Raw genomic sequence first — 22,323 nt, 5'->3', positions numbered from 1 at the left:
GTTAGTCACTACTCTCTGACACGGACGTAGAAATAATCCCCATCCAAAATCCTGTCATAGGCATACCACGATCCTAGCCAACTACCTGCCGCTTCGTTTGCTTCTTTTGAAATCAACTTTACGGAGAACCAATCCATCCCATTGGTCGATGATCCTTCCCAAGTTGAAGCAAAGGGAAACTCATCGCATTGTTTTCCTGTTCTGTCTTCATCTCTAAATTCTCTATCGCAGGTTGCTCTCGTCTTGTTCCTGTTTGCCGCATACTCGTCAGGATGGCGTCTCGTATACATCCGTGTTAAGGGTCGATCCCCAAGAGCCCCGGGAATCTTCTTTCCAAGCACAGTAGGCTTGGTTTCTTCAGGATTTTCCATTGCATGTTTCCAGTGTTCACCTGCTTCGCGTAAAACGGAAAATTGGGGATCATTGATTGGGACATTTAATACAGCATTCGTTTTGCTGAAAATGGCTCCATGTCGGAAATATTGATCTGGAAAGGCAAACATATAGGTAGCCGAGTCAAAGCGTACCGTTTGTTTGGGCCCATCGATCGTCCTTGTAAATTTTCTTGGAGGGTCTTTTATGGTTAACTGCGGCCAAAACTCCATGTAGCCGATCCGGTCGGGATTAAAATCGGTGGCATCGGGCGCGTCGGACAAGAAATCCTTATAGCCAACGTGCTGATTCCTCCACTCGGCGATGGTTCGTTCTTCTGCCGGTGTGATAGGATTAGGCTTGCAGTCACCCGGATTCACCTTTGGTTCACAAAGCAGGTCAACCTTCAACTTCGCTCCGTTCAATCTGGGGTTGGTAACCAGAATGTCATCGATAAAGTAGGTAAAACGCGCCTTTCGGTCATGGTTCGATCCGTAACCGAGTACTGTAAAGCGTATCTGTACTCCATCGTAAAAGCAGATCCCTAAAAAGCACCTTCGAGGAATCTGATAAGTCGCGATGTCAGTCCAGCAGTATGCATAATGGTTCTTGATCCAGCCCTCTTCGGTATTACTGGCCGGGTTATTTATGCACTCATCGACCGATCGGATATAATCGTACTCAAACCTCGGCGGTTGCCATCCCTGTGTCGTCATTTCAGGGGCACCTGGATTCGCATCATAGGTCGCAGTACTCTTTTCGTCTGCAGCTCTCATCTCTTCCAGGCTCTTGAAACCTTTCCGTTTCTGGATCTTGCCCGGTTTAAGACCCAGCTCTTCTATTGATTGGCCTTCCTTGAATATCTGGGTGATCTCGTCTACTTTCTCTGGATCGTTCGGGAGCCAGTAGAATCCTCCTTTTTCTGTTTGGGCTTGTCCGCCTCCAGCAGTTGGCGTGGCATCGGCGATTTCCACCGTCGTCGTCCAAAGGAGAATCAATACAAACAGGCTGCTGAACAGACTTCTCTTCCAAAATGGACGTTTCGTCTGCAATTTGCCTCTCCCCTTTTTTGGAATTTACTACATAACCAACTATACCAGAAAATAGAGGATTGTAGTGTGATTATTTTGTCATTTAAAAAAATATTTTATATTAATCCTCTGTAAAGGCCTTTTCAAGAGGATCCGTAATAGATATGACCGACTATGTGTGGGGCCATCCTGTTGAACAGAACCCCCTTCCGCAAACGCAGAGGGGGGTTTTGTAATCTGACAACAGGCTGGATATCAAATGAACAGACAGGATCGCATCTCAATGGTTCTTGAAATCCAGTTTGACTCTCACACCTTAACGGTCTTACTGTCAAAAAGCTGAACCGACAGTTCCAGAACTACACTTGATCGGAAATTTTATCGGGATTTGTTTCTCGGTCCTGGCTTTCTGTATATACCGGTAACACATTCAAGTTTTGGTTGTATGGTGAATGGTAATCATCAAACATGGGTTCTGTTTCCGTGAAAAAACGATCTTGATTTTCGGAAGAAATGTACCCCAATTGAATTCCGGTCGCTTTTGCGATGAAGGGATCAATGGTACACAGATCGGATTTTGTGATATCCGTGATGGCCGTTTTTCCTAGAGTAACCGCTACATGCTCCATTTCCTGAACACAAGCATTCAAATACCGGGTCAAATTTAATGCAGCTTGTTCCACATCCAATTGGTCTGTCATTTTTCCAGTATAAACAACCAGACTGGTAGGTGGTTCAAAGGGTACGGCTTTTACCATTTGCTCGCTTACCAAAGCCATGACGGCGGCCGTACCGATGTACACACCATCCGCACCCAGGGCAATGGCTTTTAACATTTGACCAGGTGTAACAAGCCCCCCGGTTGCAATCAGATTAATATCACGGATGACCCCTTTACGGGCAAAAAACTCAGATGCTCTGGAGACGGCAAAAAGCGTGGGCAAGCCGACGTCATCTTGCAGAGTGGGGGATCCTCCATGTGTCCCGCCTTCGGCTCCATCCACAGTCACAAAGTCCACTTCCGCTTCAACCGCAATATCCAATTCCTTTTCAAGATGGTGCGTAGCGGCTATTTTCAATCCAACGGGAACGCCTGTTTCATCCCGGAGTCGTCGCACCAGCTGAATGAAATCGTCTTTGGTATTGACTCCGGGAAGACGGGAGTGAATCACGGCGTCTTCTCCTTTATCTAAACAAAACACTTCCCGAAATTCCTCACCGATATTTTTAGCCGCCGTCCGTTGGAAAGTGGATCCTTGAGCACCTTGGCCCAATTGGATTTCTATCGCGTCCAATTGCTTGTATTTATCCGGTGTGTTCATCCAGCCGCCCCGATTGTACTGACCGATGAATAGTTGGGCCGAATCCCTTTCTTCTCTCAGCAGACCTGCCTCACCGGAATTGGTTGCAGTTCCCACAGCGGTTGACGCTTTGGCCAAAGCGATTTTGGTGTTTTTACTCAGTGCACCGCCGAAAGACATCGCCGCAATCATGATCGGAATGGAGATGGTGAGGGGTTTTTTTGCCCGATGCCCAATGGTGATAGAGGTGCGGATCCCCACATTTTCAGGGGTCGGAAAACGAAAAAGGTGACAAGGATTAAAAAGAATCTTCTCCCACGGAGATAAATGGATCGGACTGCCCAACGGACGGGAGACGGGAGTCCCTTGATTTGCCCGCATGGCGATTTCCATCAGATTGGTCGGACCCACTTTCGTTGTGGCCGGAACCATTTCAAACAGATTTTCGATATATTGATCCCGGATCATCCGTGTAACCGCTTTGTCAATCGTTTCATTTACCGCAGAGCGGATAATATTTTCAATGAACCGTATCATGTTGGGCACTCTCCCCGAGCTCGCCGCGATCGATTGCTTTCTTCATCCCTTCGATCTTTTGTGCCATTGCCAAACACATCTGCTTCATCGTTCCCAGTTGGCGGGCGGCATTTTGTTCTTCCACAGCGATATCCATCAACTCGCGATGATCAAAGTTCGTCAGTCTTTTGAAATGTTCTCGCTCAACAGTCGAAAGCGTCCCTGCCATGGTTTCCATGCGGTTCAGTTCCGAGTGAATGTAAGAGAGTGTGTTTTTAAGATCTTTGAAATGATCCATACTCGATTCACCTACCTTCATTTTTTCAGGTTTAAAGTGCCCTCCATATGGATTCATATTCACTCACAGCCCCACTAAAATTAGTGAATCCATCCGCCACAACCATACCCTCACCACATTCGATTATGCGAAATGTCTGCAGCGAGCAACTTTCCTTCGGCAAAAACAAGATCACCGGCGTCATAGTGTTAAAAACCAAGTCGGTACAAACCCCTCTCCTCCAAAAATAAATCGCTTGCTAAACACGTGCTGAATTTTTTTATATACACCACATGCAGGTTTTTCGTCCATTCAAAAGTTCTCCATCAATCATACAAATGAATGGAATTTGAAGGGAGGAATCCACTATGGGTATTGGTGGTTTCGGAGGCTATGGATATGGTTTCGGTTTACGTAGACTGCTGATTTTCCTGCTGGTCATTGCAACCATCTTTGCGTTGGTAGCAGGTGTATGGGGTGGCTACGGTGGTTACGGCGGTGGCTACTGCTAATCCCAAATGATAAATAAAGCCTCCTTAAGGGGGCTTTGTTTGTTTCGTTCATCTTTTCGGATAATCTCCATCCGGGCTCCTGTAAATGGAACGAGATGATTACCTCCTCAATCGGTTATTCGGGGGACCAAGTCTCGTTTTACTCATCCAAAACCGTATTCGAGCCGACGATTATTATCGGGATACTCAGGACGGATGACTGAATACGCAAGCCTCGGCTTGATTAGGGAACATCCCCTTGATCGAATAAAAAGCACCTTTTCTACCGTGTCGATTCTAATATTCTTGCTTATCCCCTTCAATTCATTCACTTATGTAAAAACACATTTCGAAGGATTTAGGTATATCTCCAAACTCATTTTTATATCGACCATATTCTGTAATGATCATCATAAGAAAAAGGGGGCACTTTTTATGAGTGCACTAGAAAGACTATGTCAGCAATTTGCTAATATTGTTGGAGGATCTCCCAGTGTTGTCAATGGTGTCTGTTTGGTTCAGAAATTACGAGACATTCCCGTAACCATTTTGGGACGCCGAAGTCGTTCCCCGCTCGTTTTACCAACCTTTTTTAGCTTTGAGAGTATCGACCGCCAAGGCAGGGCCCTAAATCTGGGTGAAACGGTTATTTTGCAGCGGGAAATCAATCCCTTTATCTCAGAGCTTCGCAAACAGGGGATTTTAGTCACTGCCCTACACAACCACTGGTTATTTGAGAACCCCCGTCTTTTCTATATTCACTTTGAGTCAGTCGAAAACCCCATTATTTTTGCAAGAAAAGTTGCTCGTGCTTTAAGGGTACTAGGCAGATAAAACCTTAATCGACCGATCACCAATCCCTTTTCAAATAGTCAACCACACTGTATGCGACCCAAAAAGGCGAATGGAATGAGTAGTGGCTGTGTTTATGGCTTTGGACTGATGCAATGGTTTCAGAATACCAGTAAAAAGGCCATCCTTTTTTGGATGGCCTTTTGGTTCTTTCGTTTCATAACGGCTACTCCTTTTTGTTGGTGGATTTTTTGTAGTAAAAATCACAGTAAACTTCTATTTTCCGCATGTGATAACCTCCTTTAGGAACGTTATCTTTCTTAAAATAGGACATGCATGAACCGGATGAATCGCCCTATGAAACCAATCGTCAGTTGTACTTAATGTATTTGTTCATTACTAAAACCAGCCCGTTGATCAGGCTGGTTTTTTATTGAAGGTTATGTTGCCTATGAGGTAAACCACTGCTCAAAGAAACTTTGAAGGGAAATATCAGACAGGGTTTCGTTGTCCCTGTAGTTGATCCATTAATTGAGCAAACTGTTTCTGATGGTTTTGTATGGTTTGCACGTGTTCGAGGAGCTGCTGCCTTAACTGTTCACTCCCGCAATCGGCTGCCAGCCGCTCAAAAGTAGCCGCAGTCGTTTTTTCAAATTCGGCTGCATCCAACAGCATATCCGTGTCGTTCATTCCCGAAGCTCCTTTCTTATTGTGGGAATTGGTTCATCATCTGTCGGAAGGTCTGGGCCCCTTGTTGCTGATCCTGAGCAATTTGGTTGAACAGTTGCTGAACCTGTGCGTTTTTAGCGTTCTGGGCGTAGAACGCATATTTTTTGGCAGCCAAATCTTCCAACTTATAAGCATCTTGTGCGAGATAGTAATCCTTAGACAACGTGTTTGCCTCCTTTCCGCATTCAAAGTGTTTGACAGGCAAATGAAGGATATACGTGAAAAGAATGAATCACTTGAGGAACCATTTCGAAGGCAGTGCCTGGTTTAGTCAACTGTATTTTACGATCCCCTTCTGTTTTGCTGAAATATACAAAAATCTGTTCCTTATACGAAAAACACCCCTAAGGGTTCCGGATTGCATAAATTCCCCGACTGTGAACACAGATATTTCAATTTATGTTTAAAGTCCATCTTTTGCAAACTCTTAAACTCGTATTTTATACATGTGTCATTTGCCATTCGCTCTTTCCATGGATATGTCCGCCATGCCAAAGGTACCCTCGTCTGCTGTCGTTCGGGATCTTTCATCGGTATCATTTCATATGCCACCTCTGCTCCACTATTTATTTGGAACGGCGACTGCGAACGGAACGGTTGGCGTTGATACGACCAAAAGTCCAAAAGGTACCTGTTCCCGGAATCCGGTTGGCGAAGCGCTGGATTACACGCCGGATCCGGACATTGTTTCTCCTCTGACCAGCCAGCAGCGCCGCCAACCCCGAGACATGAGGAGCCGCCATGGACGTGCCGCTAAGTCGAACATACCGACTTCCGATATAGGTGGACATAATCCTGACTCCAGGGGCGGCTACGTCTACCCATTTGCCGAAATTGGAAAAGGAAGCCCTCCGATCGGATGCGTTGGTGGCGGCGACTGTGATCGCTCTGCGGAAAGCAGCCGGGTATTGCCTCAGGTTGGTGCCGTTGTTTCCAGCGGCGGCAACCACCACCGCCCCCTCTTGCCAAGCATGATTAACCGCATCTCGAAGGGTATTGGTCCTGACAGGGCCACCGAGACTGAGGTTAATCACTCTCGCCCCCATGTTGGCAGCAAAGACGATGCCACGAGCAACGTCGAAAAGTGTTCCAACCCCGTTTTGGTTTAACACTTTGACTGGAAGAATACCTACTTTGGGAGCCGTGCCGGCGACACCCTGTCGGTTGTTGGTGATCGCAGCGGCGATCCCTGCTACATGGGTGCCGTGACCATTGTCATCATTCGTATTGATATCGTTGGCAACGAAATTGAAACCAGGGAGAATTTTGGCCGCAAGATCCGGGTGGTCCCATTGCACACCGGTGTCTACAATCGCCACCGCTACCGCCATTCTTCCCTGGGTCACGTTCCATGCTCGGGGAGCCCGGATCTGTCTCATTCCGTATTGAGTAGGAAATAAAGGATCATTGGGAACAAACCCAGTCCGGAGAATCCAGTTCGGCTCGACAAAAGCGACCGCTTTGTGGCTGAAAAGAATCTTCCAAGCGGAAACGATATTACATCGGACATGAATCCGGTCGATACCCAGATTTCGGCTCCGCTGAATTCTTCGCCCTCTCACTTTCCGTAGAGTCGCTTCCATTTCCCTATAAGAAGCTCGCGGCTTAAATTTGACCAATAGTTCATTGGGGACATTCATTAAAAAAAATGACAACTCCTCTGTTTTCTAAGGTTCATGTTTGGCCCTCCTCCGTTTTTACCAAAGTATGAACCATCGGGAATGAAGGGAAAGGCATATTTCCGGGATCAATGGTATATAGATCGGATTTTGTGATATCCGTGTTTGCCGTTTTCTCAAAGGGAAAGAAAGTAAAAATGCCCTGAAAGGATTGAATCGATAACTACAATCGGCACTCCATTCGGGGTGCTCAGTTGTTAATTTTTCATTAATTTAGAAGGTTTTTTTAATTATACCGAGAAGATATACCCAAACGCCAAAGGAGGGATCTGATGTACCGGAAGAGGATTTGGGAAAGAATGTTAGTCATCGCGCTTTTGATTGCTTTTCTCGTTACACCAAGTGCGGAAGTGGAAGCCAAGAAGCCGGTGGGTGCGGATGATAAAGAAACTCACACTTGGTTTGTTTATCATCCCTTGGATTCAGATGAAGAAAAAATCAAACAAGATCTTGAGAGGGGAAAATCACCGGAAGAGTTGGGACTTCTGAATGGAAAGGCGAAATCAAAATCATTAAGGACTTTGGAAGAGATACAAGCGGGAGAAGCCAAAAAGAAAACAACATACAACGTAAAAATGGACCCTCCTGTAAAAACGGCAGACACTTGGACACCTCCTCGATTCCGATACGACTATATCGCCAAGCAGGAGTGCCTAGACAATCCAGCCGGTGGAACTTTAGAAGGCTGGATTAAAAACCGTTACGCATTTTGCCGAGCCGGTAACTTTACTTATGTTCATAGGGAATGCCGATGGTTGCCGTTCCCAAGATGTACTAACTACAATGTTCAATATAGATTGACACTGATTGGCTTTGGCAAAAACGGACAACGGGAAGTAGAATTTGATTATTACGTTGATAACATCCAAGTGACCCACCCCAGGATGAACGGAGCAAAACTCAAGATCGATGTAAACTGTGCATCGTTGGTTAATCCGGGTGATTGTAGAGAAGATCCGAGCACACCAGCCGTAGAAAAAACAGTTGCACAATGGAAAAATCACGGCTTTGGAACCAAGAAACTTTACTCCATTCCACCTGACAGAACAGATTATAACCCTGACCGGTTGGGATATTTGGAGTTCTGGGTAAGGTCAGTCGTCTCTCCTTCCGGTCTCCCAACGCGAACAGAAGACAGTCCAAAAGAATCTGTTCGGTTTGATTCAGCACCCTATATGTTTGTGTTTCCCGATCAACGATTTCCACACGGCGCGATCTTCTCCAAAGCCAAGCCTGTGCTGCAATACTCGCTTAGTGAACCTGCGATGAACGAAGCAGCTCAACATTACAAGGATGCGATGGAACGCCCCGGTTCCACCGTCCCGCCAAAGGCAAACAAACAGATTCCGGGAGCCGAGGGAGACCAGGCTCTCCATCGCCTGACCCCAAGGTACCATCCGACGGAATACAGACAAAACCGAACAAAGACGAGATCAGCGTGTGAAAAGTGGCTCCCTGATAAACCGGAAAATACCGAATGCGATGAATTTCCCTTTGCCTCTACGTGGGAAGGCGCGGCTTTTGCAGATGGTAACTTCTCCATCCGAAGAATTTCAGCTGAGGATAATAATGCAGCAGGAAGATGGTTAGCAGCTTGGTATGCTTATGACCGAATTATCGATGGAAAAACGTATCCGGGAGAGTTTTTCCATGTGAGAGTGAACCAATAGAGATCTTGAAATCCCCCTTCTGCCGATGCAGAAGGGGGATTTTTTATTTTCTTTTTACGACCGATACTGGATCGCTTCGAATCTACAGCGGGCAGGTGCCTTGATTTAAACATTTTATTTTTTTTCACAACACCTCCTCCCTCCCCGGCATCGTTCCTTTCCCCCGACCAGGTTAAAAGGGGGGCTGATTCGTTCTTCGATTAACGTAAATCAAATCCGAACTCCAAAGGTCACTTACACGAATAACACCCGACTTGAAATACTTTATACCCACGCTTTGATATAGAAACAATGGATGAGGAGATTAGTGTATCCTTCCCCTATCCCATTAACACCATGGAGATGTTGTTTATCTTAGTTTACTCTAGGGGCTTGAAATATATTTTTAATACCGAAATAATCCTCCTTCAACCGAAGTCGCAGACTGTTATTAACCAGCTATATCTGTAGGGAACGCCTTCATTCCATGTGCTGTTGCACAGTTCCAGCAGCTCATCGGCCGCTTTCTCTTCACTCCTTCTCTTCCTCTCTTAACTTTACAATGTCTTGAAATGATTGATCCCGCTGGTCGGGATGGTCGCTAACGGAAATCTCTATGATAATGATCCGGTAACCACTCCCATTCACAAGTCCACCCCTTTATCGTTTCATTCCATTTCCATTCCGTTCCCTGCATCATATTCGTCTCCCTTTGCTTTTTAAGGCCAGTATACAAAAAGAATACATACGCATGGGAACCCCTTCTGTTTAAATGGACAGCTCCTCTTTTTTGGTAAAAAAACTGCTGTTCAAAGCCCGAAGAATGAGTTATACTAATCAATAGAATACTTGAATAGACAAATGGAAAAGAGGTGTTAAATGTTGTGAACTCGAATTCCCGTTCGTTTAAGGATGCAATATACGCCCAATTTGCCCGAATCGGTAAAGCATTATCCAGTCCCCGTCGATTGGAAGTTCTCGATCTGCTGTCTCAAAGCCCCAAAACCGTTGAAACATTGTCTCGTGAAACAGGCATGAGTGTGGCTAATGTTTCTCAGCACCTGCAAACCCTTCTGGAAGCCCGTTTGGTTCACTTTCAAAAGAAAGGTACCTACGCTATTTACCGGTTATCCGATCCGAAGATCAATCGAATGCTTCTGTTAATGCAGGAACTGAGCTCCGATTTATTAGCTGAAGTCAAGCAACTTCGGGATGAGTTTTTAGATAATCATGATGTACTGGAACCGATCGGAATCGACGAATTGAAGTCACGTTTTCAAGATGAGGATCTCGTATTAATCGATGTTCGTCATCGGGAAGAGTACGAATTTGCCCATATTCCGGGAGCGTTGTCCATACCGATACAAGAGTTGGAACAACATCTATCTCAACTTCCACAAGATAAAAAAATAATAGCCTATTGCCGCGGTCGCTATTGTGTTTATGCAGCCGAAGCGGTCCAAAAGTTCCGTTCTCATGGTTTAGAAGCGAGTCGTTTGGAGGACGGGGTACGGGAATGGAAAGAGCTGATCAGCCGATAAGAGGAGGTCTCTACAATGATTTTCCGTCAATACTTACACACGAATCCGATTGCCATTTCCTATCTGTTTGGCTGTGGAAGCAAAGCGCAAGGGGTTGTAGTGGATCCTGTTGAAGACATCGACTTTTATATTGAAGAAGCCAAAAAACTGGGTTTAAACATTGAATATGTCTTTGACACACACCTGCATGCCGACCATATTTCCGGGGGAAGGAAATTGGCCGAACAAACCGGTGCCCCATACATCCTGCACCGTTCTGTGGATGTTCAATATGACTTTGCTGCGGTGGATGATGGAGATGAGATCATGGCTGGAAATACCAAAATCAAGATTTTGCATACCCCCGGCCACACTCCGGAACACATCTCCCTTTTGGTTTCGGATACCCCCCGAGGAGATGAACCCTGGTTTGTTGTAACCGGTCATACGCTGATGGTGGGAGATGTCGGACGTACGGAACTTGCATCCTCCTTGAAAAAAGGGGCTTATGATCTGCATGACAGCTTGTTTAATAAACTGATGAAACTGGATGACCACGTTGAAGTTTATCCAGGAGCCTATTCCGGCTCTGTCTGCGGTCGGTTCTTAAGCGGTAAACCTTCTTCGACGATTGGTTTTGAAAAGCGCTTGAACAAGGCCTTGCAAAAACAATCCAAAGAAGAGTTTGTGGAATTTATGACCAAAGATCTTCCCCCGCAGCCGGAGAACTATAAGAAAATCAGGAAAATCAATGAGGGTAAAGTAAACCAATAAAAAGAGGGCCCCAAAGCTGGGGTCTTCTTAGTTGGAGGCATTGCCTGTGTATCATTCCAAAGCCCGAGAACAAATAAATATCGGCTTAAAGGAAAATTTGACTCTGTTTGCCTTGCTGGTCGTTGTTAATCTCTTTGTCGGATCCATGATCGGGTTGGAACGGACGGTACTTCCCCTTCTGGGAGAAAAGGTTTTTGGCCTGGCTTCTGCAAGCGCGGCCTTGTCGTTTATCGTCAGTTTTGGGTTCACTAAAGCCATTGTGAATATCCTGGCCGGCCGTATGGCTGATTGGATTGGACGAAAGCAAGTATTGATCGCCGGCTGGTTCGTGGGATTGTTTGTTCCTTTGATAGTCATTTGGGCCGATTCCTGGTGGTGGATTGTCATTGCCAATATCCTTTTGGGAATAAATCAAGGGTTGACTTGGTCGATGACAGTCAATATGAAAGTGGATCTGGTTACCGCCAAACAAAGAGGGTTGGCCATCGGTTTGAATGAATTTGCGGGATATATCGGTGTTGCCTTGGCTACCGTCCTTTCCGCCTACATTGCGTCACAATATCATCTACGACCAGAGCCGTTTTATCTAGGTATCGGTTTTGTTGGAATAGGATTGATTTTATCCCTAATGGTAACGGACACAGGATCCCACTTAAAACTACAATCCCGACAACAAAATCAAACGGAATCCAATCAACAGATGTCAACGAGGAACGTGTTCCGGAGAGCCTCGTGGAAAGACCCCACTCTGTCCAACTGCAGTTTTGCCGGTTTGTCCACCAATTTAAAAGACGGCATGGCTTGGGGATTGTTTCCGCTGTTTTTCGCTTCGGCGGGTTTGGCTATCGGACAAATTGGGATCATCGTCGCTCTCTATCCCGCCGCTTGGGGTATTTTCCAGTTGTTTACGGGAGCGTTGAGCGATCGGATTGGACGCAAATGGTTGATCGCCTCCGGTATGTGGCTACAGGCCTTATCCATTTGGTGGATTCTCTTTCTGGACTCCTTTGTGTCTTGGGTTATCGGTGCCATTTTATTGGGATTGGGTACCGCCATGGTTTACCCGACGCTTCAGGCCGCGATCAGTGACGTTTCACCTCCCGAATGGAGAGCCTCCGCATTGGGTGTCTACCGCTTCTGGCGCGACAGTGGTTATGCTTTTGGTGCTTTGATCGCAGGAATTCTGGTCGATGTATTGAATATTTCTTGGGCAATCGGGTTGGTGGCATTGCTGCCATTGTTGGCGGGGATCACAACAGTCTTCCGTATGAAAGAAACGTTGAAAACTTAACTCGGTAATCATGACCATTCACGCCTATGGTATAGTGAATCAGCAATCCGTTTTTACGCGTTTTGGACCGCCAAATAGGAGACTTAAATGAAAGAAGAATCGAGAAAACAGCTAGAAACATTCCTTAAGCGAATTGAGGAAGGGTAAAGTCAGTCAAGCAATCAATCTTATGGAGCAGGAAGATGTTCAGATTTCAGAAGCAAAAAAGTTTATAAATCAGATTCGACAACTTGCAGATGAATGGAATAATATTTAGATGACTGGTAAGAGGAACATTTTTAACATACAAGTCTCTTATTTGTGGTTGTATCCATAAATAAGAGACTTGTCTTATTTTCTACTTTAGTCTTCTAAGAAAATAAATTGCGTCATGATAAGGAAGAAGATTCCTGTTTGTATAACTCCTCCGCAAAATCAAGTAATGAGTAACCCTGAGTAACCTTTACTGTTTGGCATCCGGCTCTCTTTCCGGCTTCCATATCGGAATTCCGATCCCCCACCATCCATGAACGGGACAGATCGATATCATGCTTTTGTGCGAGGGATAAAATCATCCCCGGTTTCGGTTTCCGGCATCTGCATTTCTCTTGCGGTTTATGAGTGCAAGCTGCAATATCATCAATCAACGCACGAGGATTCTTCTCAACCAGATCCCTTTTCAACTTTTTATGGATCTCATCAAGGGTACGAGATTTCATATACCCTAATCCGACACCGCCCTGATTGGTCACGATATAGATGGAATAACCGCACTTCCGCAATAAGGAGATCGCTTCCGGAACTCCATCCAAAAGGTACAATTTCTTCGGGCGGTTTACAAAATGAACCCGGTCCGTTTTTACTTCATTCAGGACGCCATCTCGATCCAAAAAAACGGCTTTATGTTTTTTCATCAAACCTATCTCCCTCACTTTCTCTTCACTCCATTCTCGCCCTCCATTCCGGTTGATTGCAATACATAGCGTTTTTCGGCGATAATTTTTCCTTAAAATCATGGCAGAACCCCGGCTAGACAGAGGCGAACCAAAAGCCATACCGCCCCCCTCCTACTCACGGAAGATTGAATGACAGATACGCCCTAGTGATGAGAACCCGCAGTCCCAACCCATCCGTTTTCACGGACAGCCCCCCAAATCCTTTACAGACAATCCTCTATGCTTTCAAAACATAGACATCTTTAAATATATTCTTCTCCTTTTTTAATCAAATGTTTTTTAAAAAGCCCTTCTTTCGTGCTTTTCTGCTCTCCCTTGCCCTCTTTGAATCACTCAATGATAAATAATAAGTGATTGATTTGAAATGATTTTATTCTTATAATGCAATGTGAAAGTGATTTTATTCAAAATTGTTGGGAGAGTGAGGCGGATACACATGAATCAGGAATATCCATTGAAGCGAAAACGACGGAAGAAACCGGGCAAATGGATTCTCATCCTTGCCGTTACTTGCATCCTCACCCTTTCTGCCGGTTGGCTCTATGCTTCCGAGGCGGTTACAACCTACAGCAAAGATAAAAAGAGCACCCAAGCGGCAAAAGCCACCGAGCAGGAAACCGAGTTATTCAATTCCTTAGAAGGAACCAAAGTAGAAGATAAAGAAGAAGAAAATCATAAGGAAGAATGGACGGCACCCGTTAGTGAAAAAGAGAAGGAGCAATTTCTCCAGAGCATCATTGACCATCAACAACGAGAGGCTACACGCCTATCGAAACAACAATCTCAACAAACCGATAAAAGTAAGAACCCTTCCCATCCCAAAGATAAACAAGAAACAGCAACGCCATCCAAAGAAAATGACCATCACTCTCACTCCGATAAAAAAGAGGCTCCCCAAGAGCCGGAAACCACAAATAAGAACTCAACACCACCCTCCACTCATCAGGAGGAGTCAACCAAACAATCACCACCAGAGACAAACCCTCCCCAACCATCCAATCCTAACCCTAATCCCAATCCCAATACCAACCCTCCACAAGAGGAGCATAAATTGAAGGTAGCGGTATGGTTCCCTTTCTGGATGCAGACAAGTGCAACCAACGCTTTAAAGAACCATGCCGATGTGATCGATTCTACCGGATTTTTCTGGTATCGGCTGACTCCAGAGGGCGAAGTTACCCGCATGAAATATGCGGATCATGCCAATGAAGAGGCGATGCGCATCGCCAAAGAAAAAGGCATTTTAGTCATCCCTACTATTGCCAATGTAGAAGAGTGGAGTCGGGGAGAGGAGTATAAACAAGAGTTAAATAACCAGATCGGTACTCCTGAAGCACGAGAAGTGTTGACTGATCGCCTCGTCAAATGGGTGCTGGATAACGGATTTGATGGACTGGATTTCAACTATGAAGTGATGTTTGCGGAAGAACGGGACAATTATGCCAGCTTTATTGAGCTAATGGCACAGAAACTCCATCAGCATAACAAGAAAATTACAATCTCAGGCTGGGCAGATCCTCATCAAGGAGAAGATATGGCGCGCCTAGGAAAAGCAGTCGACCAGGTACGATTTATGAGTTACCACGTGCATGGGGAAGAGCTGAAGAGTTATATCGAGCGTTGGAAGCAAGAAGTACCCGCCCATAAGATTTACGTGGGTTATCATGTATTTTCGCCAAAACAGGTACACGGCGAGCAAGGACAGAAATTGTTGACCTATCAGCAGGTAAGCAAAATTTTACGTGAGCACCAACCGCAGATTCAGAGAAATCCCGATGGAACAGGAACCTTTACTTATCAAGAAGAGGGGAAAACGGTTACCGTCACCGTAAGGGATGAGCAAACCTTAAGTAAAACCGTCGACTATGTTAACCAGCACCATCCGGATATCGGTGGTTTTGTCAGCTGGCACATTGGAGCCGAAAACCCCAAAACGTGGGATGTTCTGCGTGAGAATTTGAAGTAATAGTCCATCCTAGAAAACGGACACCGGCCGTAGCCGGTGTCCATTTATAATGGCTCGATCAAATGAGAGAGAAAGAGAATAACCGCAATCAAAATTAACATCGATAACGCAATCTTTTTTGTCTTCTTGTTTCCTACCTCAACACCGCCACTGTACAGTGAATAAAAACCCAAATAAAGTGGAAGGAAAATTCCAATCCAAACCATGGAATGATATCTTACCCTTAAAAAGGCATCTATAAAACGATCTTCGATGACACCCGGTATCAGCAGGATCACTTGCAATCCGTACAAGACAACAAAGCCTTTAATGAGAGACTCCGTTTTCTTTTCGTCCGTTTTATTTCGTTTCCATGTGTCTGATTTTGGTGCCAATACGATAATCATAAGCATACCGATGCAGGCGACACCGATCGGAATGTATCCAAAAAGAAATAACATGACGATATCCATCTGATCACTCTTTCACCTATCGGTTTGCGATAAGCACAGTTTATCACAGCTCATAGAACACAGAAACAAGAAAAGAGGCCAATCAACCGGCCTCATCATACGCCTTCCATCCGCATGAAGGTACTCTGGCAATCAGATCACGCCCGACGGATTGTTCAGACACGCCCTAACCCGATACTCCTCCGACAGGTTTCTGTAACGAATGTCTTATACCTTTGATTTATTCAAAGAAGCGGTTCCTCTTTTAAGAAAAGTCCCCAAAAATATTGATATAAATATCCAATTGCAGAAAATGTGATCGAAATTGTTATTCCACTGTGATAACGACTTTTCCTCGTGCATGTCCTTCTTCAAGATACCGGATCGCTTCAGGAACCTCACGTAAGGGATAACGTCTATCGATAACAGGGTTTATCTTACCCGCTTCAACGAGCCCTTTTAAAAAGACCAGATCCTTTTGGTTGGGTCTAACTAACAAGTTACCCATTTTTTTACTCCCCAGCATGGATATCCACGGTCCCAAGAGCATGGCCTGAAACATTTGAGCATTGGAACCTCCTGTCATGACATACGTTCCTTTGGAACTCAATGCTCGCTTATAATCTAAAATCGGATGATATCCATTCGCAGCAAGAATCAGATCATAGCGCTCTTTATTTCGGGTGAAATCCTCTTGCGTGTAATCAATGACATGATCGGCACCAATCGAACGAACCAAATCCATTTTCCCTGTGCTGCATACGCCAGTAACTTCGGCCCCGAACGATTTTGCAATTTGTACCGCAAACGTACCCACACCACCAGAGGCACCATTGATTAAAACTTTTTGCCCTTTCTGAATGTGTCCCTTATCACGTAAACCCTGTAAGGCAGTCACTGCTGCCGCTGGTATGGCCGCCGCTTCTTCAAAGGATACATTGTCAGGTTTGGGTGCAAATGTATTTTCATGAGCGCATACATACTCGGCATAACCACCGAAACCATATCCGGACAGATCACCAAATACCTCGTCACCGACCTGAAACTGTGTGACGCTGCTACCCACCGCCTCAACCCGTCCCGCTACATCCGAACCGAGAACCTGGTTTTTTGGTTTTAAAATTCCGTATACGAATCGAAGCAAAAATGGAGTGCCTCTCAGGAGATGCCAGTCGCCTGCATTTGCAGAAACGGCGTGAACTTTTATCAGCACTTCATTCTCCTTGGGAACAGGTTTTTCTAACTCTTTTAATTCAAGAACATCGGGTGATCCGTATTCTGTGTATACAATGGCTTTCATAAAGTTCCCTCCCTTGATTGCTTGATTCGGTCATTCAAATATGTTTCGGTGGAGCTTGCCTTGATTCACGGTTTGGCATCTGACGCAGCCGCATGGACAGATTGAACACAAACAATCGAGAATGGCATTTCTTAATCACGTACTTTTTTTAACAAACCATACAACGACTGATCCACCACCGGGCCATCACCGTTGTCTTTCAGGGAGCTGGTCAGACCCTCAAAAGTCTGTCCAATCCGGATCTAGATAACCCTTGATCCTAATTTGATAAACCATAAGTTCACTTGGATTCGTTATTAGGTATTGATTTTACAAGACTTAGTACCTTTTGCGGCCGATTAACAGCCTGAGGGTCATTAATAAAAGTGTATCTTCCGCACGGTATGAACGGATAGATACTAAAGTATGGTTTTAGGTATTGTTGCGGGAGATTTGCTCGAGAGGATTGAGGTATTTGTGATAAGGTTACTGTGGTAGAAGGTCTATGGACTGCTTGCCGGCAAGTCTGGATACCCAGTTTGTGGGCTTTAACGGATTTTTCAGCTACAGCAAACCCAACTCGCGGGCGCGTGCGACCGCTTCGGTGCGCCGTTGGACCTGTAGTTTGTTAAAAATATTCCGATTGTGCCCTTTGACCGTACTCAAGGCGAGAAAAAGCCGCTCGCTGATCTCGCGATTTGAGAGTCCTTGGGCAACCAGTTGTAATACTTGTAACTCGCGCTCACTCAACGGCTCCATAAGGGGCTGAACAGGAGACTCGGGGGGCAATGAGGATTTATCTACGCGCTTCTGCTCCTCCTCAAATACATTCAGCAACTGATCGATATACTCCGGCATGATGCCATAAGCCGCTGCTTCGGACAACAGCCTCTCCATAGGAACCCCTTCGTCCACAAAAGTACGGATGAACCCCCCCGGCTCTGCCAGCGCCAGCGCTTCCTCCAGCTGTTTCACAGCCTCGGCCTTTTCACCATGCACATGGAGAACCACCGCCTGCAGCACCATAACTCTGAGCCGTTCATCCTCCCAACCCTTTGCCTCTGCCTGCTGACGCAATGGCCCAAGCACCTTCAGTGCTGTGGACGTATCTCCTTGGGCCAGATATACCCGGGCTTGGCTGAGTGGAAGTTCGTGTTTCTGAGCAAGACGAGCGGCGGCTACTACATTGCCTCGATGAAGCAGCGTAAGTACTTGTGCCGCAGCAATCTCCGACACCTGAAACATGAAATGATGCCGGTGTGCAAATTGACCGGACTTCGCTAACATAGCGGCTGCACCGGCCACATCTCCCTGAGCAAGTTTCAGGCGGGCGAGAAACACCTCGGAGGCAACGATTCGATCCGTGTTTTCTAGTTGATGAGCCAGTTGGATGCTCTGTTGACCATGCTGAAGGGCGGCATCCAAGTCGTTCCACTCGTAGAATATACGGGCCAGACCAAGGTGCGCTTCACAGGCAGCCGGCAGCGGCGGATCACCTGCCAGTTGCAGGACGCGCCGGTAGGTCTGGATCGCTGTATCAAGCTGGTTTTCTGCTTCTTGCAAGTGGCCCAGGCCGATGGCGGACATGATGGTGATGATGGTATGCCCGATCGTCCGGCTGATCGATAAGGCTTCTGTATAGGCCTGGTTGGCCGCGGCACGGTCTCCTTGGAGATAGTAGGCATACCCCAACGCCCAGGTCGTGGCAGTGCGAATAGGCAGATTGTCAGGGTGCAGATATTCTAGGGCCCGGCGCGACTGGGCGATAATCGTTTCTATCTGGTGCTGACTGACAGCCATCGCAGCCCGTATGGCGGCAATATGCCCGACAAGGTTTTGGGTCCTCTCGTCTGGAACGGTGTCTTGCAGAGCTTTTTCGGCGGCTTGTAGTTTCTGTTCGACACCATTCAGTTGGCCGGCCGTCAATAACGCCGAGGCGTACATCACCCACAACGAAGGCCTCGTATCCAGTACCGTCGTTGGCAGCGATTCCAGCCAGTTCAGTACAGGAGCCACCGCGCCACGCAAGTGCAGGGGCAGCCCTTCACCTTCCATCAAGCGAGCAGCGCGTTCAACATCATTGGCGGCAGCAGCATGGTGAAAAGCTTCGATCTCCAGGCCATTCTCTTCGTACCATACACTGGCACGCATGTGTAATTTGTCCACACTCATCTTTTCATCCGCTAGACTTTGAGACAACCGTTGTCGCAGTAATTCAGCAAAGAGATGGTGGTAACGGTACCAACGCCGCTCGTTGTCTAGGGGGATGACGAACAGGTTGGCGTGTTCAAGATATTCCAGGGTTTCTTGTCCGGAGGGAGCAGGTGACGAAGAGGATTCCCCTACATCCTCGTGCAGAACGGCATCACAAAGAGGACCGCACAGGCGATCGAGGATCGATGTGCGCAACAGGAAAGTCAGAACGCTTTCGGATTGCTGCTGCAGCACTTCTTCAACTAGATAATCCAGTACAAAATGGTGGCTGCCGGTAAAAGATGTGATAAAACGGGTGGTATCTTCATGTTCCTGCATGGAAATCGCGGCTAGTTGCAAACCCGCGATCCAGCCCTCGGTTCGGGTTGCAAGTCGCGCGATGTCTTCCAAAGTGAGGTTTAGGCCCATCACCTGATTGAGAAAATCGCCAGCTTCAGAGGGGGTAAAACGCAAGTCTGTCACGCGCAGCTCTGTCAATTGTCCCCGGACACGTAACCGGGTCAGGGGGAAGCGTGGACCCTCACGGGTGGCAATGACGAGGTGCATCTGTGGTGGCAGATGCTCGAGCAAAAAGGTGAGAGCATGGTCAATCGGTTCGGCCTCAATCACGTAGTAGTCGTCAAGGACGAGGATGAAATTGTCCGTGGTGGCGGTGATTTTATTGATCAGAGCCGTCAGAATCGATTCAATTGACGGTGACTGAGGAGATTGGAGCACACCAAACACACCTTCTCCAATATTGACCCCAATCGTCCGCAAAGCAGCGCAGAGGTACGTTAAAAAGCGTGTTGGGTCGTTATCCCCTTCATCCAGCGACAGCCAGGCGACCGGTCGATCGCATCCGGAGAGCCATTCGCTGACCAGTGTGGTTTTACCAAAACCGGCGGAGGCCGAAATAAGGGTTAGTTTGTGGTGCAGACCCTCGTTCAGCCGCTCAGTCAGGCGGGGGCGGAGGACTACTTTGGGCCGAAGTGAAGGTATATAAAGTTTAGTCGCTAAAATTTGCGCATTCATAGATCAATCATACCACATCAGTAGTTATGCATTTCCATAAGGAAATACCTGTCTTTTTGCAACCAATGCTTGGACAATCAGACCAGCCATCTTAACGATCAGGCTAAGAAGCTTCGGCCCTCCAAAGCTTATATTCGGGGGCAAAGAAATGCCCCCTGACTTCAACACACGATAATCTTCCCTGTGTCACACCATGGATTCTATCGTCAGGTAAATCTTTTAACTTCTTGAGATGATCGCCACTCAAAAAAAGAACTCATAATTCCTTTGTCATAAATACACTGTTTGGGTCCTCAATGTAATCCGAAAACGGTTTACAATTTTGAAACCCGAAGCTTGCATATAATCTTCTTGCTGGTTCAAAAGCATCCATTGAGCCTGTCTCTAAACTTAATCGCCGATAGCCACGCCGCTTAGCTTCTTCCATGATGTGTTGAAGGAGTCGCTTGGCAACGCCCTTTCTTAGATGTGATGAAGAAGTTCGCATTGATTTTATCTCTCCATGTTGACCATCAAGCTCCTTCAGTGCTCCGCAACCAACTAATTCATCTCCTTCCCATACACTCCAGAATGTTATTTCCGGTTTTCGCAATGCGTCAAGATCTAATGCATGTATACTTTCCGGTGGAGAATGCAATGTCATACTCTGAAGATGCTCCCTTATCAATTCAACCACTTCAGAACCAGTTAAATCATCTACTTTAATATCCATATAAATCCCTCCACAGCCTATAATGATTAACGAGATCCAAGTTAAAGGAAAAAACCTTATGCTTTTGAACAAAAGCCCCTACATCGTGACGGTTCTCTTATTCTTGATTTGTATATCAAACGATCCAGGAAACCCGATTCAATTTCCACGATTTTCAGGACATAACCTCAAAAAGCCCTCTACATATTGGTGAACCCTATATTAAGAAGGACACCAGACTTAATAAATTAGATAGCTCTCTCCTAACATCCGATTATATTATAAATCCCTTACAACGGGAGATTGTTTCGCTTTTTTCCCGGTCTATTTCAACGGTAGACAGGAAATCCAGCCTTTGGGGTTGGAATGAAAGCGAACGTCGACAAGGGGAGTCTAACCCCCCCAGCCTTAATCTATCATCGCTCTTCTCTTTTCCTTTTGGAAGTGTCTTGTTTTTGTTGGTAGGCAAGTTTGGGAGGTACTTCTAATTGAAATGATAAAAGACCATTGTGCATAATTTAAAAATAAAAACATTTGTTTTTAAATTGATTCTATTTATTATAATTATTTTGACATATATGACTTGTCCATTATACAATACATTTAACCTTAGAGAAGAAGGGAGTGATCGAAATGAAACGAATAGTTATGTCCGCGGTTGCCTTAGTCCTAGCGCTGGTTATGACCTTCTCGGTCTATACGGAAGCGGGTGCGGCCAGTAAACGCTATGAAGTGAACTTGTCGGGGAGCGGCCCTGTTTTTACGGAGAAATTTACTCCCGGGAATCGGCAAGTGACCGTTGTTGTCGAAACATATAACAATCTGAACGTCGGATATGATTTGATGGACACAAAAGACGGTACCAAAATTGCCAATGGTACGATAAAAAAGAAAGGTAAAATCGAGAGAAAGGCAACCGCACACAGAGGGCGCACATATCATCTCAGACTGCGATGTCAAGAGCCGCCCTGGAACAAAACCAAATGCAGGGCTAAAGGCGTTGTGTCATGGTAATGGATAACCCTCCATTTCTGTCGGGAAACAAAAAAAGCGATTCCTGAAATCAGGATCGCTTTTTTTGTATTATTAAGATCGCTTAAGATTGCTCAAAATGAGGATCATGCTCAAGCATTGGAGGCGGCAATGAAAGTTTTGACACACATGCTTGACGGTTTGAAGCGCTAAAGTTAGAACACCTATATTATGATGGTCATAAAGCAATGGAGGGATATATTTGAATATCCTTATACGTTCGAATACTTTTGGTGTTGGGTCATCGGTTCCAATTTCGTTATGTTATATTTTCGTAATGCCCCCCAGAATATTTTTCCTCTTTTTTACATAACGAAATGGTATACGGCTACCTTTGCC

At 45.9% G+C, this 22,323-nt stretch carries 19 protein-coding genes; 8 read left to right on the top strand and 11 right to left on the bottom strand.

Annotated elements, in window-relative coordinates; genetic code table 11:
* Nucleotides 1-8 precede the first annotated feature (8 nt).
* From JOE21_RS00290 to JOE21_RS00280, 3 genes are all read right to left on the bottom strand, one after another.
* The gene (locus JOE21_RS00290; RefSeq protein ID WP_309860845.1) at nt 9-1,424 is read right to left on the bottom strand and encodes a NucA/NucB deoxyribonuclease domain-containing protein; all 1,416 of its coding nucleotides are present in this window, start codon (nt 1,422-1,424) and stop codon (nt 9-11) included.
* A 338-nt stretch (nt 1,425-1,762) separates the two neighbouring features.
* Nucleotides 1,763-3,241, bottom strand: a complete 1,479-nt coding sequence (locus JOE21_RS00285; protein ID WP_309860841.1) for an FMN-binding glutamate synthase family protein — start codon at nt 3,239-3,241, stop codon at nt 1,763-1,765.
* A complete protein-coding gene (locus JOE21_RS00280; RefSeq protein WP_309860838.1) occupies nt 3,225-3,518 on the bottom strand; it encodes a hypothetical protein in 294 nt (97 codons plus the stop codon). Before JOE21_RS00280 ends, JOE21_RS00285 begins: the two co-directional genes overlap by 17 nt.
* Before the next feature lie 347 nt (nt 3,519-3,865).
* On the opposite strand from JOE21_RS00280, the gene JOE21_RS00275 reads away from it, so the two are divergent.
* Both JOE21_RS00275 and JOE21_RS00270 read left to right on the top strand, forming a co-directional pair.
* On the top strand, nt 3,866-4,009 hold the full coding sequence (locus tag JOE21_RS00275; RefSeq protein WP_309860833.1) for a sporulation protein YjcZ: 144 nt from the start codon (nt 3,866-3,868) through the stop codon (nt 4,007-4,009).
* Between the two features lie 414 nt (nt 4,010-4,423).
* Nucleotides 4,424-4,822, top strand: coding sequence for a DUF1259 domain-containing protein (locus JOE21_RS00270; protein ID WP_309860830.1), 399 nt, complete (start codon nt 4,424-4,426; stop codon nt 4,820-4,822).
* 450 nt (nt 4,823-5,272) lie between these two features.
* Here JOE21_RS00270 and JOE21_RS00265 read toward each other — a convergent pair whose 3' ends face one another.
* The 3 genes from JOE21_RS00265 to JOE21_RS00255 all read right to left on the bottom strand — a co-directional run bounded on the left by JOE21_RS00265 (nt 5,273) and on the right by JOE21_RS00255 (nt 7,149).
* Complete coding sequence (locus tag JOE21_RS00265; RefSeq protein WP_309860827.1) at nt 5,273-5,470, bottom strand: spore coat protein; 198 nt, start codon at nt 5,468-5,470, stop codon at nt 5,273-5,275.
* Nucleotides 5,471-5,486: 16 nt separating this feature from the next.
* On the bottom strand, nt 5,487-5,672 hold the full coding sequence (locus JOE21_RS00260; protein ID WP_309860824.1) for a ferritin family protein: 186 nt from the start codon (nt 5,670-5,672) through the stop codon (nt 5,487-5,489).
* 403 nt (nt 5,673-6,075) lie between these two features.
* Entirely contained in the window at nt 6,076-7,149 is a 1,074-nt protein-coding gene (locus tag JOE21_RS00255; protein ID WP_309860820.1) for a S8 family peptidase, read from the bottom strand.
* Between the two features lie 311 nt (nt 7,150-7,460).
* On the opposite strand from JOE21_RS00255, the gene JOE21_RS00250 reads away from it, so the two are divergent.
* From JOE21_RS00250 to JOE21_RS00235, 4 genes are all read left to right on the top strand, one after another.
* Entirely contained in the window at nt 7,461-8,858 is a 1,398-nt protein-coding gene (locus JOE21_RS00250) for a NucA/NucB deoxyribonuclease domain-containing protein (RefSeq protein ID WP_309860818.1), read from the top strand.
* An 863-nt stretch (nt 8,859-9,721) separates the two neighbouring features.
* Complete coding sequence (locus JOE21_RS00245) at nt 9,722-10,378, top strand: ArsR/SmtB family transcription factor (protein ID WP_309860815.1); 657 nt, start codon at nt 9,722-9,724, stop codon at nt 10,376-10,378.
* Nucleotides 10,379-10,393: 15 nt separating this feature from the next.
* Complete coding sequence (locus JOE21_RS00240; RefSeq protein WP_309860812.1) at nt 10,394-11,131, top strand: MBL fold metallo-hydrolase; 738 nt, start codon at nt 10,394-10,396, stop codon at nt 11,129-11,131.
* Nucleotides 11,132-11,177: 46 nt separating this feature from the next.
* Entirely contained in the window at nt 11,178-12,422 is a 1,245-nt protein-coding gene (locus JOE21_RS00235) for an MFS transporter (protein WP_309860809.1), read from the top strand.
* Between the two features lie 368 nt (nt 12,423-12,790).
* On the opposite strand, the gene JOE21_RS00230 is transcribed toward JOE21_RS00235, so the two are convergent.
* On the bottom strand, nt 12,791-13,417 hold the full coding sequence (locus JOE21_RS00230) for a D-glycero-alpha-D-manno-heptose-1,7-bisphosphate 7-phosphatase (protein WP_374709304.1): 627 nt from the start codon (nt 13,415-13,417) through the stop codon (nt 12,791-12,793).
* A gap of 376 nt (nt 13,418-13,793) precedes the next feature.
* Here JOE21_RS00230 and JOE21_RS00225 point away from each other — a divergent pair, with 376 nt between their 5' ends.
* Nucleotides 13,794-15,323 (top strand): glycosyl hydrolase family 18 protein, encoded by a 1,530-nt coding sequence (locus JOE21_RS00225; protein WP_309860804.1) that lies wholly within the window; start codon nt 13,794-13,796, stop codon nt 15,321-15,323.
* 44 nt (nt 15,324-15,367) lie between these two features.
* Here JOE21_RS00225 and JOE21_RS00220 read toward each other — a convergent pair whose 3' ends face one another.
* The 4 genes from JOE21_RS00220 to JOE21_RS00205 all read right to left on the bottom strand — a co-directional run bounded on the left by JOE21_RS00220 (nt 15,368) and on the right by JOE21_RS00205 (nt 20,973).
* The gene (locus tag JOE21_RS00220) at nt 15,368-15,775 is read right to left on the bottom strand and encodes a hypothetical protein (protein ID WP_309860801.1); all 408 of its coding nucleotides are present in this window, start codon (nt 15,773-15,775) and stop codon (nt 15,368-15,370) included.
* A gap of 307 nt (nt 15,776-16,082) precedes the next feature.
* Nucleotides 16,083-17,054 (bottom strand): NAD(P)-dependent alcohol dehydrogenase, encoded by a 972-nt coding sequence (locus JOE21_RS00215; protein WP_309860798.1) that lies wholly within the window; start codon nt 17,052-17,054, stop codon nt 16,083-16,085.
* A gap of 543 nt (nt 17,055-17,597) precedes the next feature.
* A complete protein-coding gene (locus JOE21_RS00210) occupies nt 17,598-20,261 on the bottom strand; it encodes a winged helix-turn-helix domain-containing protein (protein WP_309860796.1) in 2,664 nt (887 codons plus the stop codon).
* 256 nt (nt 20,262-20,517) lie between these two features.
* Nucleotides 20,518-20,973, bottom strand: a complete 456-nt coding sequence (locus JOE21_RS00205; protein WP_309860793.1) for a GNAT family N-acetyltransferase — start codon at nt 20,971-20,973, stop codon at nt 20,518-20,520.
* Nucleotides 20,974-21,585: 612 nt separating this feature from the next.
* Here JOE21_RS00205 and JOE21_RS00200 point away from each other — a divergent pair.
* Nucleotides 21,586-21,966: a hypothetical protein gene (locus JOE21_RS00200; RefSeq protein WP_309860791.1), complete on the top strand. Its 381-nt coding sequence runs from the start codon at nt 21,586-21,588 to the stop codon at nt 21,964-21,966.
* The last annotated feature ends 357 nt before the right edge of the window (nt 21,967-22,323 follow it).

It is taken from the genome of Desmospora profundinema (assembly GCF_031454155.1).
Taxonomy (GTDB): Bacteria; Bacillota; Bacilli; order Thermoactinomycetales; family DSM-45169; genus Desmospora; species Desmospora profundinema.
This window is presented reverse-complemented; position numbering and strand designations above follow the sequence as displayed.

Coding starts and splice junctions, on each gene's coding strand:
- JOE21_RS00265 (WP_309860827.1), bottom strand. CDS start 5,470: ATGAACGACACGGATATGCTGTTGGATGCAGCCGAATTTGAAAAAACG.
- JOE21_RS00280 (WP_309860838.1), bottom strand. CDS start 3,518: ATGGATCATTTCAAAGATCTTAAAAACACACTCTCTTACATTCACTCG.
- JOE21_RS00285 (WP_309860841.1), bottom strand. CDS start 3,241: ATGATACGGTTCATTGAAAATATTATCCGCTCTGCGGTAAATGAAACG.
- JOE21_RS00230 (WP_374709304.1), bottom strand. CDS start 13,417: ATGATTTTAAGGAAAAATTATCGCCGAAAAACGCTATGTATTGCAATC.
- JOE21_RS00275 (WP_309860833.1), top strand. CDS start 3,866: ATGGGTATTGGTGGTTTCGGAGGCTATGGATATGGTTTCGGTTTACGT.
- JOE21_RS00200 (WP_309860791.1), top strand. CDS start 21,586: ATGAAACGAATAGTTATGTCCGCGGTTGCCTTAGTCCTAGCGCTGGTT.
- JOE21_RS00225 (WP_309860804.1), top strand. CDS start 13,794: ATGAATCAGGAATATCCATTGAAGCGAAAACGACGGAAGAAACCGGGC.
- JOE21_RS00220 (WP_309860801.1), bottom strand. CDS start 15,775: ATGGATATCGTCATGTTATTTCTTTTTGGATACATTCCGATCGGTGTC.
- JOE21_RS00215 (WP_309860798.1), bottom strand. CDS start 17,054: ATGAAAGCCATTGTATACACAGAATACGGATCACCCGATGTTCTTGAA.
- JOE21_RS00210 (WP_309860796.1), bottom strand. CDS start 20,261: ATGAATGCGCAAATTTTAGCGACTAAACTTTATATACCTTCACTTCGG.
- JOE21_RS00205 (WP_309860793.1), bottom strand. CDS start 20,973: ATGGATATTAAAGTAGATGATTTAACTGGTTCTGAAGTGGTTGAATTG.
- JOE21_RS00250 (WP_309860818.1), top strand. CDS start 7,461: ATGTACCGGAAGAGGATTTGGGAAAGAATGTTAGTCATCGCGCTTTTG.
- JOE21_RS00270 (WP_309860830.1), top strand. CDS start 4,424: ATGAGTGCACTAGAAAGACTATGTCAGCAATTTGCTAATATTGTTGGA.
- JOE21_RS00255 (WP_309860820.1), bottom strand. CDS start 7,149: ATGAATGTCCCCAATGAACTATTGGTCAAATTTAAGCCGCGAGCTTCT.
- JOE21_RS00240 (WP_309860812.1), top strand. CDS start 10,394: ATGATTTTCCGTCAATACTTACACACGAATCCGATTGCCATTTCCTAT.